This window comes from Saccharomonospora sp. (genome assembly GCF_027317685.1).
Lineage (GTDB): Bacteria > Actinomycetota > Actinomycetes > Mycobacteriales > Pseudonocardiaceae > Saccharomonospora.
This window is the reverse complement of the sequence record NZ_DAHVQP010000070.1, coordinates 1-15916: the sequence shown is the minus strand read 5'-3', so window position 1 is coordinate 15916 and position 15916 is coordinate 1. Positions and strand designations below refer to the sequence as shown.

The window sequence follows — 15916 nt, the reverse complement described above, 5'->3', positions numbered from 1 at the left end:
CCGTGTCCCAGACGATCAACGATCCGCCCCCGCAGCCCGCCGTCGTGGCCCTCGACGTGGGCGGGACCTTCGTCAAATGGCTCGTCGCCGACCACACCGGAGTACTCCACCACGGCATGGCCCCCACTCGTGCCGCGGACGGGCCCGAACGTTCGTTCGGCGTAGTGCTGGACACAGTGGACTCCGCACTGGCCACGCTGCCCTCGACGCACGTGCCGGTGGGGATCGGTCTGGCCGTGCCCGGCACGGTCGACGAACGCCGCGGGGTGTGCGTGTACTCGGAGAACCTGGGCTGGCGGGAACTGCCCGTGGTCGAACGGGTCTTCGAACACACCGGCCTGCCCGTGGGCTTCGGCCACGACGTGCGCGCAGGCGCGACAGCGGAGTGGCGGCTCGGCGCGGGCCGCGGCATCACCGACCAGATGTACGTGTCGGTGGGCACGGGACTGGCCGCGGCTCTGCTGCTCGACGACCGAATGGTGGTCTCGGGCGGCTATGCCGGAGAGATCGGCCACGGCGGCTCGATCGAAGGCGAACCCTGCGCCTGTGGTGGGCGCGGCTGCGCGGAGACTGTCGCCTCAGCCGCCGCGATCGCCCGCCGCTACGCGGCGCTGACGGGAACTCCCGTCGACGGTGCCCGGGACGTGCTCGCCCGCGCCCGGGAAGGCGATTCGACGGCCCGCCGAGTGTGGGACGACGCCGTCGAGGTGCTGGGCTCCGTCATGGCCGACCTGGTCCGGGTGACCGGCGTGGCTCGGATCGTCGTCGGTGGCGGCCTGGTCCACGCGGGAGAAACACTGCTCGCGCCACTGCGAGACCGAGTGCGTGAACGGCTCACCGTGCACCCCGCTCCCCACATCCTGCCCGCCGTACTCGGCGGAGCGGCCGGCTCCTGGGGTGCCGCGCTGCTCGGCTGGCAGGCCGCCGACATCGATCTCGATCCGGTTCTCGCCGCATACACGGTTGCGGCGAGAACTCGCGACAGCACCGACGAAACCGAACGACCCGGCACACCGCGTCCGACCGAAGGCATGTTCGACAAGGAGCGAAAGTAATTGACCACTCCCCTCGTCTCCATCGAGATCGCCAGCCAGCCCGACACCTGGAGGCAGGCCGCCGCACTGGCCGCCTCCTCCCCCCTTCCCCGCCGCGGTCAACGCGTGGCCGTCGTCGGGTGCGGCACGAGCTGGTTCATCGCCCAGGCCTACGCCGCTCGTCGGGAAGGTCTCGGCCACGGCGTCACCGACGCCTTCGCCGCCAGCGAGTTCCCCACCGGCCGGGACTACGACCTCGTCGTGGCGATCTCCCGTTCCGGCACGACGAGCGAGGTGCTCGAACTGCTGAAGGAACTGCGGGGGAAGGTGCCGACTCTCGCCGTCATCGGCGATCCCGACTCCCCCGGACGCGACGCCGCGGACGAAGTCGTGACGCTGCCCTTCGCCGACGAACAGTCGGTGGTGCAGACCCGGTTCGCCACCTCGACGTTGTCGCTGCTGCGGGCAGGTCTGGGTGAGGACATCGAGGCCCTGGCCTCGGCCGCGGAAGACGTGGCGCGCTGGTCGGTCCCGCCCGCACTGCTGGAGCGCGCCCAGATCACGTTCCTCGGCCGGGGCTGGAGTGTCGGACTCGCACACGAGGCGGCCCTCAAGTGTCGCGAGGCGGCGCTGGCGTGGACGGAGTCGTACCCGGCCATGGACTACCGGCACGGTCCCAAGGCGATCTCCGACGAGAACTCCGCCGTGGTGTTCCTCGGATCCCGCCCCGACGGGCTCGTCGAGGAAGTGGAGGCCACGGGGGCGTTGGCGCTGTGGTTCGACGAGGACCCCCAGCTGACGCTGGTGCGCTGCCAACTGTTCGCGGTGGCGTACTCGCTGTCGAAGGGACTCGATCCCGACCGTCCCCGTCACCTGACCCGGTCGATCGTCCTGTCAGGAGAGTGAGCGAGCCATGCCTTTGGTGACTCCGCACGACGCTCTCCACCGTGCGCGCGGCGAGCGTCGCGGTGTGGCCGCGTTCAACGTCATCCAGCTCGAACACGCCGAGGCGTATGCGGCGGCGGCGGAGGAGACCGGCTGCACGATCGTGCTGCAGATCAGTCAGAACGCCATGCGTTACCACGGTGCGCTGGCACCGCTGGCGAAGGCGGTGACCGCCGTCGCCGAGGCGTCGTCGGCACCGCTGGTGCTGCACCTCGACCACGCCGACGACCGCGACCTCGTTCGCGAGGCCCTGGACCTGGGGTTCACGTCGGTGATGTTCGACGCCTCCGCGCTGCCCTACGACGTCAATGTCACGAGCACGGCCGAGGTCGTGGCCGAGGCACATGCCGTGGGCGCGGCCGTGGAGGCGGAGCTGGGCGAGGTCGGCGGTAAGGACGGCGTGCACGCACCCGGGGTGCGCACCGATCCGAAGGAAGCGGCCGTGTTCGTGCGCGACACCGGTGTCGACTCGCTGGCGGTGGCGGTGGGTTCGTCGCACGCCATGACCGAACGCACCGCCGTCCTGGACCTGGACCGGATCGGTGAGCTTCGGGAGGCCGTGGACGTCCCGTTGGTGTTGCACGGTTCGTCGGGCGTACCCGATGCGACGTTGACCGCCGCCATCCGCGCCGGAATGACGAAAATCAACATCGCCACACACCTCAACCACGCGCTCACCGACGCGGTACGGAACTATCTCGCCGAACATCCCGACGTGGTTGACCCCCGCAAATACCTGGGCGCGGGCCGAACCGCGATGACCGAGGAGGTCATCCGCCTCCTGCGCGTCCTCGACGCCGTGTGACGACGCGGAGTCACGCTGGGGCGGGGTTACCCCGAAGTGGCCTTCAGCGGAATAGCTAAGGGCAAACCTGCCTTGGCCTGTACCGCAAGACACAGGGCAAGGCAGGTCCCAGCTGAACACAACAAATGCAGGCAAGCATCGCTTACAAGCCGATGCCGCTGACTTGCTCGGTTAACGCGAACGAGTACCGCTTTGCTCGAAAAGTGGGCACTCGCCACATCGCGTCGGCTCAGGTCACTTGCGGAGCTTCGCCGGATCGAACGCCGCGCGGCGGCGTCGGACAAGGAAGTTGACCACCCAGAAGAGGAGACCGATACCCAGCAGGATGCCGGCCACGAAGTATTCCGTAGCCGGCCTGCCGGACAGCGGGCTCGCGAAGAACGCGCAACTGATCGCCCCGAGCACCGGCACCCAGGTGGGTGCTCGGAAGTGCTCATGTTCGGCCTTATCCCGACGCAGCACCAGCACCGCGATGTTCACTACCGCGAATACCATGAGCAGCAGCAACGACGTGGTACTCCCCAGGGCGGCGATCTCCAGCGAGCTCACCAGGATCACCGCGAGGAGACTGGTGAACAGAATCGCCACCCACGGCGTGCGCCGAGTCGGGTGCACCACGCCGAACGGAGGCGGAATGACCCGCTCCTGTGCCATGCCGTAGACGAGCCGACTGGCCATCATCATGTTGATCAAGGCGGTGTTGGTCACCGCGAACAGGGCGATCAGAGAGAAGACGACCGGCGGGAACCACGGAGCTGCCGCCTCGACGACCAGCAACAGCGGGCCGTCCGAGGCCGCCAGCGTGTCGGTGGGCACCAGCGTCGAGGTGACCAGCGCGATCAGCAAGTAGATCGTGGCGGTGATGGCCATGCCCAGCAGGAGGGCCCGGGGAAACGTCTTGGTGGGGTTCTTGGTCTCCTCGGCCATGTTCACCGAGTCCTCGAAGCCCACCATCGCGAAGAAGGCGAGTGCGGTGGCCGAGGTGACGGCCAACAGCGGTGAGGTGTCGGGGTCGAACTCCACGAGACGGCCGGGATCGGGGTCCACGTCGGTGCTGTGTGTCCCGGTGAACAACGCATAGGCCCCGAAGACGATCACGATGGCCAAACCGGCGAGCTCCACACAGGTCAGCACCAGGTTCACCCGGACGGATTCGCTGACACCGCGGTAGTTGATCACCGATAGGAGCACGAGGAAGCCGATCGCCACGAGCCAGGCCCACCCGGACACGTCCTCCCCGACGATCGCTTCCAGGTAGTCGCCGCTGAACGCCTCCGCGGCGGACGACGCCGAGGTGATCCCCGAGCTCATCACCGCGAAAGCGATCAGAAAGGTCAAAAGGTGCACTCCGAACGCCTTGTGCACGTACAGCGGCGCGCCGCCGGCTTTCGGATACTTCCCGACCAGCTCCAGATAACTGAACGCGGTGAGAAAGGCGACGACGAAGGCGACCAGGAAGGGAAGCCACAGTGCCCCACCGACCTTGCCCGCGACCTCACCGGTGAGTGCGTAGATCGTCGTCCCGAGGATGTCCCCGATGATGAAGAACAGCAGCAGTTTGGGGCCGATGGCCTTCTTGAGGGCGGGTTTCCGCGCGGCATCGGGGTCGCCGGGCACGTTCATCTCCTCTGTCATCGCTCGAGAAGTGCGCGGTGTAGCCAAACGGCGGGGCCTGTCCACCTCGTGTGGAGCCGCCGTCGGGCATGTCCGGCAGAGGACTACCCACTCTGTGAGGGTGCGATGCGGACCGAAACGGTCCGTTGTCCCTGTGTCACCGACGAGGAGTGTGTGCTGCCAGGTCACTCAGCTTGGAATTCTCGTCGAGACACTCGTTCGTGACTGTTCGGGCAGCCGGCGAAGGCGGCCGTGAACAGGGGACCATGCCGTTGTCGACCGGTCCGGGCTTGGTCGGGTTGGAGCGATCGACTGTAGACGAACACTTCGGAGTGAGTCCGATCGCCGTTGGGTGCGAAGTATCCGGATAGCCACCCGAATGGGAGCGCACTACCCATTCCGTGGCACGTGCCGGCGAGTTCCACGGGAAAGGCCCCCGCTCCGAGCCTCGTCGAGGTGCAGCCCGGGATCGGTTCAGGCCACAGGTGTCGGCAGACTTCCCACAGTGTTGGGAGACGATGAGTTCGCCCAGCCTCCAGCAGCCGCGACAGACAAAGGGGTCTACGACCGTGACGTTCACCGGACTCAGCGTCTTCCCACTCATCCCCCTCGTTGACGACGTGGTCGACGAGGCGGCCTTCGCGACCCAGGTGGAACGATTGGCCGCCGCAGGCGTCGATTCGATCACCGCACTCGGCTCGACCGGATCGTATGCCTACCTCAGCCGTCAGGAGCGCGCCACCGTGGCACGTCTGGCCGTCGAGCACGCGGGGACAGTTCCCGTGTTCATCGGCATCGGTGCACTGCGCACGTCCCAGGTCCTCGCCCACGCGGAGGACGCACAGCGGGCCGGTGCTGCCGGGTTGCTGCTGGCACCGATGACCTACCAACCCCTCACCGATGACGACGTGTACGAACTGTTCCGTACCGTCACCGCACACAGTTCGGTTCCCGTGATCGTGTACGACAATCCCGGCACGACACGCTTCACGTTCAATCTCGACCTGTACGCGCGGATCGCAGAACTTCCCGGAATCGCTTCGTTCAAGATCCCGGGCGTGCCCACCGATCTCGGCGAGGCACGAGCCCATATCGCGAAGATCCGCGCCGCGCTCCCCGAGTGGGTGACGATCGGGGTCTCCGGGGACGCCGTGGCTGCGACAGGACTGGTCTCCGGATGTGCTGCCTGGTATTCGGTGATCGGCGGGACCCTGCCCGAACTCGCCCTGCGCATCACACGCGCTGCGCAGAACGGTGACCATCAGGCAGTGGCAGCCGAATCCGAGCGGCTCGCCCCGCTGTGGGCCCTGTTCTCCGACCTCGGCGGAAGCTTACACGTCACCGCGGCGATCGCCGAGCAACTGGGATTCGCCCGACGCCCGTGTCTTCCGCTGCCGATTCTCGGCCTCGACGACGACCAGCGTGCCCACGTCGCTCGCGTGCTCGAGGGACTCGGCATCAGGCCATAGGAGAGTGCTCGACCTCCTCACAAGGAACGAGCAGGCCCCACCGCGGACAGCCTGTTCGGACGCACCGTCGCCGGTGCCACGCACCGGGCATCAACAGCAGCGGGCTTGCGGGTCGGTGTCCATCCGGTCCAACTTGGCGCGTTCGAACTCGCGCCGGGACATCGGCTGGGTGTCGGGGTGGTGTCGACGCAGGTGCGTCACGTAGTGCTCATAGTCGTTCTCACCGACGACTTCTTTGACGTACCAACTCACCACGCGCCACCCACGGGCCAGCGCCGCCCCAGCCCGCGAGAGGCCGAGGCGACGCGTGGCGGAACGGTCGGTCATGTCCGCACCGCCGTGGGCTCCTGTCCGGTTTGTCCGGCTTCCCATTCCCGCCACTGGGCTTGGAGACGTTTCTCCTCCGCGGTGGCAAACAGCCCCGACGGCTCGAACACGTGCGATTCCTCCGCCGGGTGTTCGGTGTCGCTGATCCGCCCGGACCGGATGGCGCCGATCGACTTCCGAAGCGCGTCGACGAGCACCACCACGATCAGCAGGGCGAAGAGGATCGACAGGCTGCCTTGGATGAACGTGTTGCGCACGACCTGTTCCATCTGCGCCACGTTCTCGGCAGGCCCCATGGACGTCTCGCCCGCCGCGATCGCTTCCTTGTAGGCACTGTGCTGGGCCCAGTAACCGATGTTCGGATCGCTGCTGAAGATCTTCTGCCAGCTGGCCGTGAGTGTCACGACGACATCCCATACCAAGGGAATGCCCGGCACCCAGGCGTATTTGACCCGGCCGGTCTTACACAGGATCGTCACGCACACGGTGAGCGCCACGGCGGCCAGCAACTGGTTGGCGATGCCGAACAGCGGGAACAGCGTGTTGATTCCGCCGAGAGGGTCGGTGACTCCCATCAACAGAATCGAGCCCCACGCGGCCACAATCACCGCGCTGGCCAGGATCGCTCCGGGCCGCCACGACGTGTTCTTGAACTTCGGGACCACGTTGCCGAGGGTGTCCTGCAGCATGAACCGGCCCACGCGCGTCCCGGCGTCCACCGTGGTGAGGATGAACAGGGCCTCGAACATGATCGCGAAGTGGTACCAGAACGCCTTCGCCGCCGCGCCCCCGAAGACCCCACCGAGGATCTCCGAGATCCCCACCGCCAGTGTCGGCGCGCCGCCGGTGCGCGACACCAGCGACTCCTCCTGCACCGAGGCCGCCGCCTCGTCGAGTGCCTCCGGGGTGGTGGACACGCCGGGCAGGTCGAGTCCGTTGACGAACTGTGCCGCGCCCTGGGCCGTGCCGCCCGTGGCTCCCGCCGCCGAGTTCATGGCGAAGTACAGACCCTGGTCGATCACGCAGGCCGCGACGAGCGCCATGATCGCCACGAACGACTCGGTGAGCATCCCGCCGTAGCCGATGAGCTTGACCTGCCGCTCCTTGGCCACCATCTTCGGCGTGGTTCCCGAGGCGACCAGCGCGTGGAAACCCGACAACGCGCCGCAGGCGATGGTGATGAACACGAACGGGAACAACGCGCCCGAGAACGCCGGGCCCTCGCCGGTGAACGCGAACTCGGTGAACGCGGGCATCGTGGTGGCAGGCATCGCGATCAGGACACCCACCGCGAGCAGGGCGATCGTGCCGACCTTCATGAACGTCGACAGGTAGTCCCGGGGCGCCAACAACATCCACACGGGCAACACCGAGGCGAGGAAACCGTAGATGATGAGACACCAGACCAGCGTGACCTTGTCCAACGTGAACATCGGCGCCCACGACGACTCGGCCACCCAGCCACCCGCGACGATCGCGAACAGCAACAGGGCACAGCCGATGAAGCTGACCTCGGTGACCCGGCCCGGCCGCAGGTAGCGCAGGTAGAAACCCATGAAGAACGCGATCGGGATGGTCATCGCGATCGAGAACACACCCCACGGCGATTCGGCGAGCGCGTTCACCACCACGAGCGCCAACACCGCCAGCAGGATGATCATGATGGCCAGGACGGCGAGGATCGCGGCGGCACCGCCGATGGGACCGATCTCGTCGCGGGCCATCTGCCCGAGCGACCGGCCGTTGCGGCGCATCGAGAAGAACAGGACCACCATGTCCTGCACGGCGCCCGCGAAGATGACACCGACGATGATCCAGATCGTGCCGGGCAGGTAGCCCATCTGCGCGGCGAGTACCGGGCCAACCAGCGGACCGGCGCCCGCGATGGCCGCGAAGTGGTGCCCGTAGAGCACTCGACGGTCGGTGCGGTTGTAGTCGGCGCCGTTCTCCAGTCGCTCCGCCGGAGTGGCGCGTTTGTCATCGGCCTTGAGGACCTTCGTGAGGATGAACCTCGCGTAGAACCGGTAGGCGATCGCGTACGAGCACAGTGCCGCGAAAATGAACCAGATCGCGTTCACCTGCTCGTCCCTGGACAACGCGAGAATGGTCCAGGCGATGGCCCCGAGCAGCGAGATCGCCACCCAGAGCACGACTCTGCCCGGTGTCCATCGAGGTTTGTCGTTCACCTCGACCGGTGGATGCCCGACCGTTGCCATGTGTGCTCCTGCGCGTGTGTGTTCGATCCGAATGGTGCGCTCGTCGCGTGCCGTGGTGGGAGTGTCATCGGCCCGTCTTTTCACCCGTGTTCTACGACCGACGTCGGAAGGTGTCGCTGGAACGTGCTCCCTAGTGTCACTCGTCCAGCGGTCTGTACCGCCTCCTTGCGAGTATGCGCTGCTCGGCATCGTCAGGATTCAGAGATTTATCACACGAAGCGACCAGGCTGAGCCCTCCTAACGGGTGTTTCCCACAACGGTTCGTGAGCCGGCCACGCAAGCGATCGGGAGGTGATCCGGCCAGGACAGAGCGGCGGCGACGCAGTACCGCCCACCTCGAATCGGAACATTATGGACACGCCTGGGAATGCCTATATAACGGACATTTCCAGCAGGATGGCGCTTGCGATGAATACGGCGATCGACATCGATGGCCGGAAAACGAGGAATGACCGCGACGAACCTCAGGACCCGCTGCGGACCCGGCCTCCGCTGCGTTCCTCCACGACCGGTTCCAACACCGTCGCCCACTGCCGCACGAGGCGTTCGCGACGTTTCGAGTCATCACTGAGCAGACTCGCCAGCCCGAGACCCCGAGCCAGGTCGAGCGTGGTCTGCACGGTCTCGCGTACACCGGGCCGGGATTCGTCGGCGCCGAGCAGCTCGGCCGCGACTCGGTGGGATTCCCGGCCGACGCGGGCTTCCAGCGGAGCCAGCACCGAACGCAGAGCCTCGTCGGTGGACGCCGCCACCCACAGATGCAGGGCGGCACGGAACTTCGGCCCGGTGTAGAGGTTCAACAGCATGCGTGCCACCGGCAACGCCCTGCGGCGGCCTGGGGGCAGCGTCTCCGCCCGGGAACGCACCTCGGCGATCTGTTCCTCGGCCAGGAACTCGACCGTGGCCACCACGAGGTCCTCCCGGGTCGGGAAGTGGTGTTGGGCCGCGCCACGTGACACGCCCGCCCGTTCGGCGACGAGGGCCACCGTGGTGTTCGTCCAGCCGTGTTCGGCCAGACACTCCACGGCGGCGGTCATCAACCGCCGCCGTGTCGCCCTGCTGCGTTCCTGTCTCGGTTCACGTGTCATTGGCCGGGTCGACCCAGAAGTCCAGTTGGAGGTCCTCCTCGCGTTCGGCGAGGCGATAACGCGAGAAGTCCGTGACGCCCTCGGCGGCCAACACCTCGTCGTCGATGAGGAACCGCCCCGTCAGCTTCCGGCTCGGCTTGGTGAGGATGGCGTGTGCCGCGTCCGCCATGATCTCGGGGGTGCGGGAGCGGCTCGACAACTCCGCGCCGACCACGTTGCGAATGGCCGCGGTGTCGATGGTCGTGCGTGGCCACAACGAGTTGGCCGCGATGCCGTCGGCGCGCAGTTCGGCGGCCAGGCCCACCGTGACCAGACTCATCGAGTACTTGGCGATGCTGTAGGCGAGGTGCCCTGTCTCGAACCACTTCTCCTCGAGCCGGATCGGTGGCGACAGGGTGAGGATGTGCGGGTTGTCGGCGCGGCGCAGGTGCGGGATCGCCGTGCGGGACAGCAGGAACGAGCCACGGGCGTTGATGTCCTGCATGAGGTCGTAGCGCTTCATCGGAATATGTTCCGACGGGGTGAGGTCGATGGCGCTGGCGTTGTTGACCACGATGTCGATGCCGCCGAACTGCTCCACCGTGCGCTCGACCGCCGACACCACGGCCTCGTCGTCACGAACGTCGCCCACGATCGGCAGTGCCTGCCCACCCGCGTCCTCGATCGCCTTCGCAGCCGTGTGGACGGTCCCGGGCAACTTCGGGTGCGGCTCGGCGGTCTTGGCGAGCAACGCCACATTGGCGCCGTCCCGCGCGGCACGCACGGCGATGGCCTCCCCGATGCCCCGGCTCCCCCCGGACATGATGATGGTCTTTCCGACCAACGTGGTCACGTGTGACTCCTTCCTGAGATCTTCACGACGTCAGTACGACTTGGGCAGTCCGAGACTGTGTTGGGCCACGAAGTTGAGGACCATCTCCCGGCTCACGGGAGCGATCCGGCCCACCCGTACCGCGGCCAACATCGTGCCCAAACCGTACTCGGAGGCCAGTCCATTGCCGCCGTGGACCTGCACTGACTGGTCGACGGCGCGCACGGCGACCTCGGCCCCGGCGTACTTGGCCATGTTGGCGGCCTCGCCCGCCGCACCGTCGTCCCCGGAGTCGTAGATCGCCGCGGCTTTCTGGGTCATGAGTTTGGCGAGTTCCAACTCGATCTTGATCTCGGCCAACGGGTGCGCCAGTCCCTGGTGTGTGCCGATGGGTGCGCCGAAGACGCTGCGTTGCTGTGCGTAGGTCACCGCCTTGTCGAGCGCGTAGCGGGCGATCCCGACCGAGAAGGAAGCACCCATGATGCGTTCCGGGTTCAGTCCCGCGAACAGTTGGGCTAAAGCGGCGTCCTCGGAACCGACGAGCGCGTCACCGGGTAGACGCACGTCGTCGAGGACAAGCTCGAACTGTTTGTCCGCCGACACCAGATCCATCGGAATGGCCCGGTACTCGAAATTCGGGGCATCGGTGGGCACGATGAACAACGCGGGTTTGAGCCTGCCCGTCCGCGCGTCCTCGGTGCGGCCCACCACGAGCACCGCGTCGGCCTCATCCACGCCGGAGATGAACACCTTGCGTCCGCGCAGCACCCAGTCGCTACCGTCCCGGCGAGCGGTGGTGGTGATGCGGTGGGAGTTCGAACCCGCGTCGGGTTCGGTGATGGCAAACGACATCCGCACCTGGCCGGTGGCGAAGCCGGGCAGCCAATGGGCTTTCTGCTCGTCGGTGCCGAAACGTGCGATCACCGTCGCGCAGATCGCCGGTGACACCACCATGAGCAGCATGGGTGTGCCCGCGGCGCAGAACTCCTCGCACACCGCCGCCAGATCGCCGATCCCCGCACCGCCACCGCCGTAGGCTTCGGGCACCGAGACACCGAGATAGCCGAGTCTGCCCGCCTCGTCCCACAGTTCGCTGGTGTGGCCGCCGCTGCGGGCCTTTTCCAGGTAGTACTCGTGACCGTACTTCGCGGCGAGTTCGGCCACGGCTTTCCGCAGCGCCTGCCGTTCCGACGATTCGGTGAAGTTCACGCTGACTCCTTCGCTGCTTCGGCGGTGGCGGACCCGTCTCGCTCTTCGTCGGGTGTCACGACGGCCAACACCACGCCCTGTTCCACCTGGGTTCCTTCGACGGCGGTGAGCTCGGTGACCCGGCCTTCGGCCGGTGCGGCCACGCGATGCTCCATCTTCATCGCCTCCAAGCACAGCAGTGGTTGTCCGGCACGTACCCGGTCTCCCACCGACACGACGACCCGGGTGACCGTGCCCGGCATCGGAGCGACCAGCGAACCCGTGGCGAGTTCGGCTTCCGGGCCGGAGAAACGTGGCACCGGAGTGAGGTTCACCGCGCCCAGTGCCGAGTCCACGGTGACCAGACCGGGGTAGCGGGCGATGTCGAACGCGCGCCGCACACCGTCCCGGCGCAGTACGACGCGATCCGGTGTGGCCTCCACGATCTCGACGTCCGGGTCGTCCTCGGCGACCGGTCCGGATCGAGCGGCGGTGTAGCGGACGCGATGCTCGGTCTCACCGTGCCGGTAGATCTTCACCTGCGGCGCCGAGGGCACGTTGCGCCATGCCGCCGGGAGTGAGGCCAACACTTTCGCCCGTGCCCGGTTGTGGGCGACATCGGCGAACGCGGCGGCCAACACCGACAGTCGCACGGTCGCCTCAGCGGGCGTGGCGTCGGTGACGGCTCGGTGCCGAGTGAGAAAGCCCGTGTCGGTGTTCCCGGCGAGGAACTCCGGATGCCGCAACACCGCCACCAGCAGATCCCGGTTCGTCACAAGACCGTGGATGCGTGCCGAGGCCAAAGCTCCGGCCAGCATCCGGGCGGTCGTGGCCCGATCGGGCCCCCATGCGATCACCTTGGCCAGCATCGGGTCGTAGTGCACTCCGACCACGGATCCGTCGACCACTCCTGCGTCGAGCCGGACGCCGTGCCGATCGGGCACCGTGAACTCCGCCCGCACATCGCGCACCGCGAACCGGTGCAGTGTGCCACTCTGGGGACGCCAGTCCGCGACCGGGTCCTCGGCGTAGAGACGGGCCTCGATCGCGTGTCCCCGTACCTGCGGCGGTTCTCCGACGAGCGCTTCTCCTTCGGCGATACGAAGCTGTAGTGCCACGAGGTCGAGTCCGGTGACGCATTCGGTGACCGGATGTTCGACCTGGAGTCGGGTGTTCATCTCCAGGAAGAAGAACTCGCCGTCGGAGGTGACGAGGAACTCGACGGTTCCCGCGCCGATGTAGTCGACCGCGCGCGCCACCGTGCGAGCGGCCTCGCACAGCCGCTCGCGCAAAGCGGGGTTCACGGCCGGTGACGGGGCCTCCTCCACGACCTTCTGGTGTCGGCGTTGGATGGAGCATTCACGCTCACCGAGCGCCCAGACGGTGCCGTGGGAATCGGCCAACACCTGGATCTCGATATGCCGACCGTGTTCGAGGTAGCGCTCACAGAACACGGTCGGATCCCCGAACGCCGATTCCGCCTCCGCGCGCGCACTCTCCACGGCCTCCGCCAGTGCCTCCCGGTCGCGCACCACCCGCATACCGCGGCCACCGCCTCCCGCGGAAGCCTTGATCAGCACGGGGAATTCGTCGTCGGTCACGGTGTCGGGGTCGAGTTCTGCCAGCACGGGCACTCCGGCGGAGGCCACGACGCGTTTCGACTCGACCTTCGACCCCATGAGTTCGATGCTGTCCGGCGACGGGCCGACCCAGGTCAGTCCCGCAGCCGATACCGCGCGGGCGAACTCGGCGTTCTCCGAGAGGAACCCGTAGCCGGGATGCACGGCGTCGGCACCCGCGTCGAGGGCTGCGGTCACCACCGCCTCCGCACGCAGGTAGGTGTCCGCGGGGGCCACGCCGGGCAGTCGCACGGCCGCGTCGGCGGCGGCGACGTGGGGGCTGTCGGCGTCGGCGTCCGAATACACCGCCACGGTGCCGATCCCCTGCTGTCGGCAGGTACGGAACACCCGCAGCGCGATCTCACCACGGTTGGCGACCAGCAGATTCGTTATCACAGCGACCTCACATCCGGAAGACACCGAAACCGGTGCCGTCGAACCGGGCACCCTGGACGACCTGGGAGTGCACGGCGGACAGGCACAGCCCCAGCACGGTGCGCGTGTCCCTCGGGTCGATCACCCCGTCGTCGTAGAGTCGGCCCGACAAAAACAGCGGCAGCGATTCCGCCTCCACCTGTGCTTCGACGGCGGCGCGTAACGCGGCGTCCCCTTCCTCGTCGTAGGCCTGGCCGCGGGCCTGCGCGGCGTTGCGCGCGACGATGGAGAGCACCCCGGCGAGCTGCTGTGGCCCCATCACCGCTGATTTCGCGCTGGGCCAGGCGAACAGGAAACGAGGATCATAGGCGCGCCCACACATGCCGTAGTGTCCGGCGCCGTAGGACGCTCCCAGGAGGACCGAAAGATGCGGGACCCGGCTGTTGGAGACCGCGTTGATCATCATGGCGCCGTGTTTGATGATGCCGCCCTGCTCGTAGTCGGCACCCACCATGTAGCCCGTGGTGTTGTGGAGGAACAGCAGCGGTGTGTCGGTCTGATTGGCGAGCTGGATGAATTGCGCGGCCTTCTGTGACTCCTCGCTGAACAACACGCCTTGCGCGTTGGCGAGCACCCCCACCGGATACCCGTGTATCCGCGCCCATCCGGTGACCAGACTCGGTCCGTAGAGCGGTTTGAACTCGTCGAAGGCGGAGTCGTCCACCACTCTGGCCAGGACGTCCCGGGGGTCGAAGGGCACTTTGAGGTCGTCGGGCACGATCCCGAGCAGTTCTTCGGGGTCGTAGCGGGGCGGTGTCGGCTTCTCCGGCGTGGGACCCAGCTTGCGCCAGTTCAGCCGGTGCACGATCCGTCTGCCGATCCGAACGGCGTCGACCTCGTCGCGGGCCAGGTAGTCGGCCAAACCGGAGGTGCGGGCGTGCATGGCCGCCCCACCCAGCGATTCGTCGTCGGAATCCTCGCCGGTGGCCATCTTCACCAGCGGTGGCCCGCCGAGGAACACCTTCGACCGGCCTTCCACCATCACCACGTGGTCGGACATGCCGGGCACGTAGGCGCCTCCGGCCGTGGAGTTGCCGAACACGAGCGCCATCGTGGGAATACCGGCGGCCGACAGCCGGGTGAGGTCCCGGAATAACCGCCCGCCGGGGATGAAGATCTCCTTCTGACTCGGCAGGTCGGCACCGCCCGACTCCACCAGGTTGATCACGGGCAGCCGATTGGCGAGTGCGATGTCGGACGCGCGGAAGATCTTGCGCACGGTCCACGGATTACTGGCTCCGCCCCTCACGGTGGGGTCGTTTCCGATGATCATGCATTCGACGCCTTCGACGACGCCGATGCCGGTGACCACGCTGGCTCCCACCGGATAGTCGCTGCCCCACCCCGCCAGTGGGGAGAGCTCCAAAAACGGCGAGTCGGGATCGAGTAGCAGCTCGATACGCTCGCGTACGAGCAGTTTGCCGCGCCGCCGGTGTCTGTCGACGTACTTCTGCCCGCCTCCGGCCACGGCTTTGGCGTGTTCGGCTTCGATTTCGGCGAGCTTGTCCAGCATGGCCGCCCGATAGCCGACGTACCGGGGGTCGGTGACATCGACAGTGGATTTCAGAATCGTCATGAGGTGAATCCGAGTCGTTTGGCCGCCAACGTCGTCATGATCTCGGTGGTGCCACCGCCGATGCCGAGGATGCGCATGTCCCGATAATGTCTCTCCACTTCGGACTCACGCGAGTAGCCGAGTCCGCCGTGGAGCTGGACGGCCTTGTCGACGACCCACGATCCCGCCTCGACGGCGGTGTTCTTGGCGAAGCACGTCTGGGCGATCACTTCCTCACCCACGGCATGGCGTACCGCCACCTGGCGGACGTAGGTGCGGGCGACGTCGATCCGGCGGGCCATCTCGGCGAGTGTGTGCTGCACGGTCTGTCGTGAGATCAGTGGTCTGCCGAACGTCTCCCGCAGGCGGCACCACTCCACCGTGAGGTCCAGCGCGCGCTGCGCGGTGGCGTACGCCTGCACGGCCAGCGTGAGCCGCTCGGCGACGAACTGGACGGCGATCTGACCGAAGGCGCTGTTCTCGGCCCCTACCAGATGCGAGGCGGGAACCCGCACGTCGTCGAACGACAGCTCGGCGGTGTCGGAACAGTGCCAACCCATCTTCTCCAACCTGCGGTTCACGGAGAAGCCGGGCGTGCCCTTCTCGATCACCAGTAGGGACAGCCCGTGCGCACCGGATTCTCCCGTTCGTACGGCGGTGGTGACGAAATCGGCGCGGCAACCGGAGGTGATGAACGTCTTCGCCCCGTTGACGACGTAGTGGTCGCCGTCGCGCACCGCCGTGGTCCGCAACGACGCCACGTCCGACCCCCCGTCGGGTTCGGTGATCGCCAACGCCCCGATGGTCTTG

The 15916-nt window shown here is 67.2% G+C and carries 13 protein-coding genes; 4 read left to right on the top strand and 9 right to left on the bottom strand.

Features of this window, described 5'->3' with window-relative positions:
- Nucleotides 1-2 precede the first annotated feature (2 nt).
- From M7H19_RS08275 to M7H19_RS08265, 3 genes are read left to right on the top strand one after another with little or no spacing between them, the layout of a single operon-like run.
- Nucleotides 3-1055, top strand: a complete 1053-nt coding sequence (locus M7H19_RS08275; RefSeq protein WP_298179139.1) for an ROK family protein — start codon at nucleotides 3-5, stop codon at nucleotides 1053-1055.
- Nucleotides 1056-1940, top strand: coding sequence for an SIS domain-containing protein (locus tag M7H19_RS08270; protein ID WP_298179136.1), 885 nt, complete (start codon nucleotides 1056-1058; stop codon nucleotides 1938-1940).
- 7 nt (nucleotides 1941-1947) lie between these two features.
- Nucleotides 1948-2784: a class II fructose-bisphosphate aldolase gene (locus M7H19_RS08265; protein WP_298179134.1), complete on the top strand. Its 837-nt coding sequence runs from the start codon at nucleotides 1948-1950 to the stop codon at nucleotides 2782-2784.
- A 234-nt stretch (nucleotides 2785-3018) separates the two neighbouring features.
- On the opposite strand, the gene M7H19_RS08260 is transcribed toward M7H19_RS08265, so the two are convergent.
- The gene (locus M7H19_RS08260) at nucleotides 3019-4419 is read right to left on the bottom strand and encodes an APC family permease (RefSeq protein WP_298179131.1); all 1401 of its coding nucleotides are present in this window, start codon (nucleotides 4417-4419) and stop codon (nucleotides 3019-3021) included.
- A 548-nt stretch (nucleotides 4420-4967) separates the two neighbouring features.
- On the opposite strand from M7H19_RS08260, the gene M7H19_RS08255 reads away from it, so the two are divergent.
- Nucleotides 4968-5867 (top strand): dihydrodipicolinate synthase family protein, encoded by a 900-nt coding sequence (locus tag M7H19_RS08255; RefSeq protein WP_298179128.1) that lies wholly within the window; start codon nucleotides 4968-4970, stop codon nucleotides 5865-5867.
- 90 nt (nucleotides 5868-5957) lie between these two features.
- On the opposite strand, the gene M7H19_RS08250 is transcribed toward M7H19_RS08255, so the two are convergent.
- The 8 genes from M7H19_RS08250 to M7H19_RS08215 all read right to left on the bottom strand — a co-directional run.
- Nucleotides 5958-6194: a YbdD/YjiX family protein gene (locus tag M7H19_RS08250; RefSeq protein ID WP_298179125.1), complete on the bottom strand. Its 237-nt coding sequence runs from the start codon at nucleotides 6192-6194 to the stop codon at nucleotides 5958-5960.
- On the bottom strand, nucleotides 6191-8410 hold the full coding sequence (locus M7H19_RS08245) for a carbon starvation CstA family protein (protein WP_298179121.1): 2220 nt from the start codon (nucleotides 8408-8410) through the stop codon (nucleotides 6191-6193). Before M7H19_RS08245 ends, M7H19_RS08250 begins: the two co-directional genes overlap by 4 nt.
- Nucleotides 8411-8874: 464 nt before the next feature.
- Nucleotides 8875-9498, bottom strand: a complete 624-nt coding sequence (locus M7H19_RS08240; RefSeq protein ID WP_298179119.1) for a TetR/AcrR family transcriptional regulator — start codon at nucleotides 9496-9498, stop codon at nucleotides 8875-8877.
- Nucleotides 9488-10330 carry an NAD(P)-dependent oxidoreductase gene (locus M7H19_RS08235; protein ID WP_298179115.1) on the bottom strand — a complete coding sequence of 281 codons (843 nt, stop codon included), beginning with the start codon at nucleotides 10328-10330 and terminating at the stop codon, nucleotides 9488-9490. The genes M7H19_RS08240 and M7H19_RS08235 overlap by 11 nt, the downstream gene beginning before the upstream one ends.
- 30 nt (nucleotides 10331-10360) lie before the next feature.
- The gene (locus tag M7H19_RS08230; RefSeq protein ID WP_298179113.1) at nucleotides 10361-11518 is read right to left on the bottom strand and encodes an acyl-CoA dehydrogenase; all 1158 of its coding nucleotides are present in this window, start codon (nucleotides 11516-11518) and stop codon (nucleotides 10361-10363) included.
- Nucleotides 11515-13512 carry a biotin carboxylase N-terminal domain-containing protein gene (locus M7H19_RS08225; protein WP_298179111.1) on the bottom strand — a complete coding sequence of 666 codons (1998 nt, stop codon included), beginning with the start codon at nucleotides 13510-13512 and terminating at the stop codon, nucleotides 11515-11517. The genes M7H19_RS08230 and M7H19_RS08225 overlap by 4 nt, the downstream gene beginning before the upstream one ends.
- Nucleotides 13513-13519: 7 nt before the next feature.
- On the bottom strand, nucleotides 13520-15127 hold the full coding sequence (locus M7H19_RS08220) for a carboxyl transferase domain-containing protein (RefSeq protein WP_298179109.1): 1608 nt from the start codon (nucleotides 15125-15127) through the stop codon (nucleotides 13520-13522).
- Nucleotides 15124-15916: acyl-CoA dehydrogenase family protein (locus M7H19_RS08215; RefSeq protein ID WP_298179105.1), on the bottom strand; the 793-nt coding region annotated here is incomplete at its 5' end. The genes M7H19_RS08215 and M7H19_RS08220, both read right to left, overlap by 4 nt.

Coding starts and splice junctions, on each gene's coding strand:
- M7H19_RS08265 (WP_298179134.1), top strand. CDS start 1,948: ATGCCTTTGGTGACTCCGCACGACGCTCTCCACCGTGCGCGCGGCGAG.
- M7H19_RS08260 (WP_298179131.1), bottom strand. CDS start 4,419: ATGACAGAGGAGATGAACGTGCCCGGCGACCCCGATGCCGCGCGGAAA.
- M7H19_RS08250 (WP_298179125.1), bottom strand. CDS start 6,194: ATGACCGACCGTTCCGCCACGCGTCGCCTCGGCCTCTCGCGGGCTGGG.
- M7H19_RS08245 (WP_298179121.1), bottom strand. CDS start 8,410: ATGGCAACGGTCGGGCATCCACCGGTCGAGGTGAACGACAAACCTCGA.
- M7H19_RS08240 (WP_298179119.1), bottom strand. CDS start 9,498: ATGACACGTGAACCGAGACAGGAACGCAGCAGGGCGACACGGCGGCGG.
- M7H19_RS08220 (WP_298179109.1), bottom strand. CDS start 15,127: ATGACGATTCTGAAATCCACTGTCGATGTCACCGACCCCCGGTACGTC.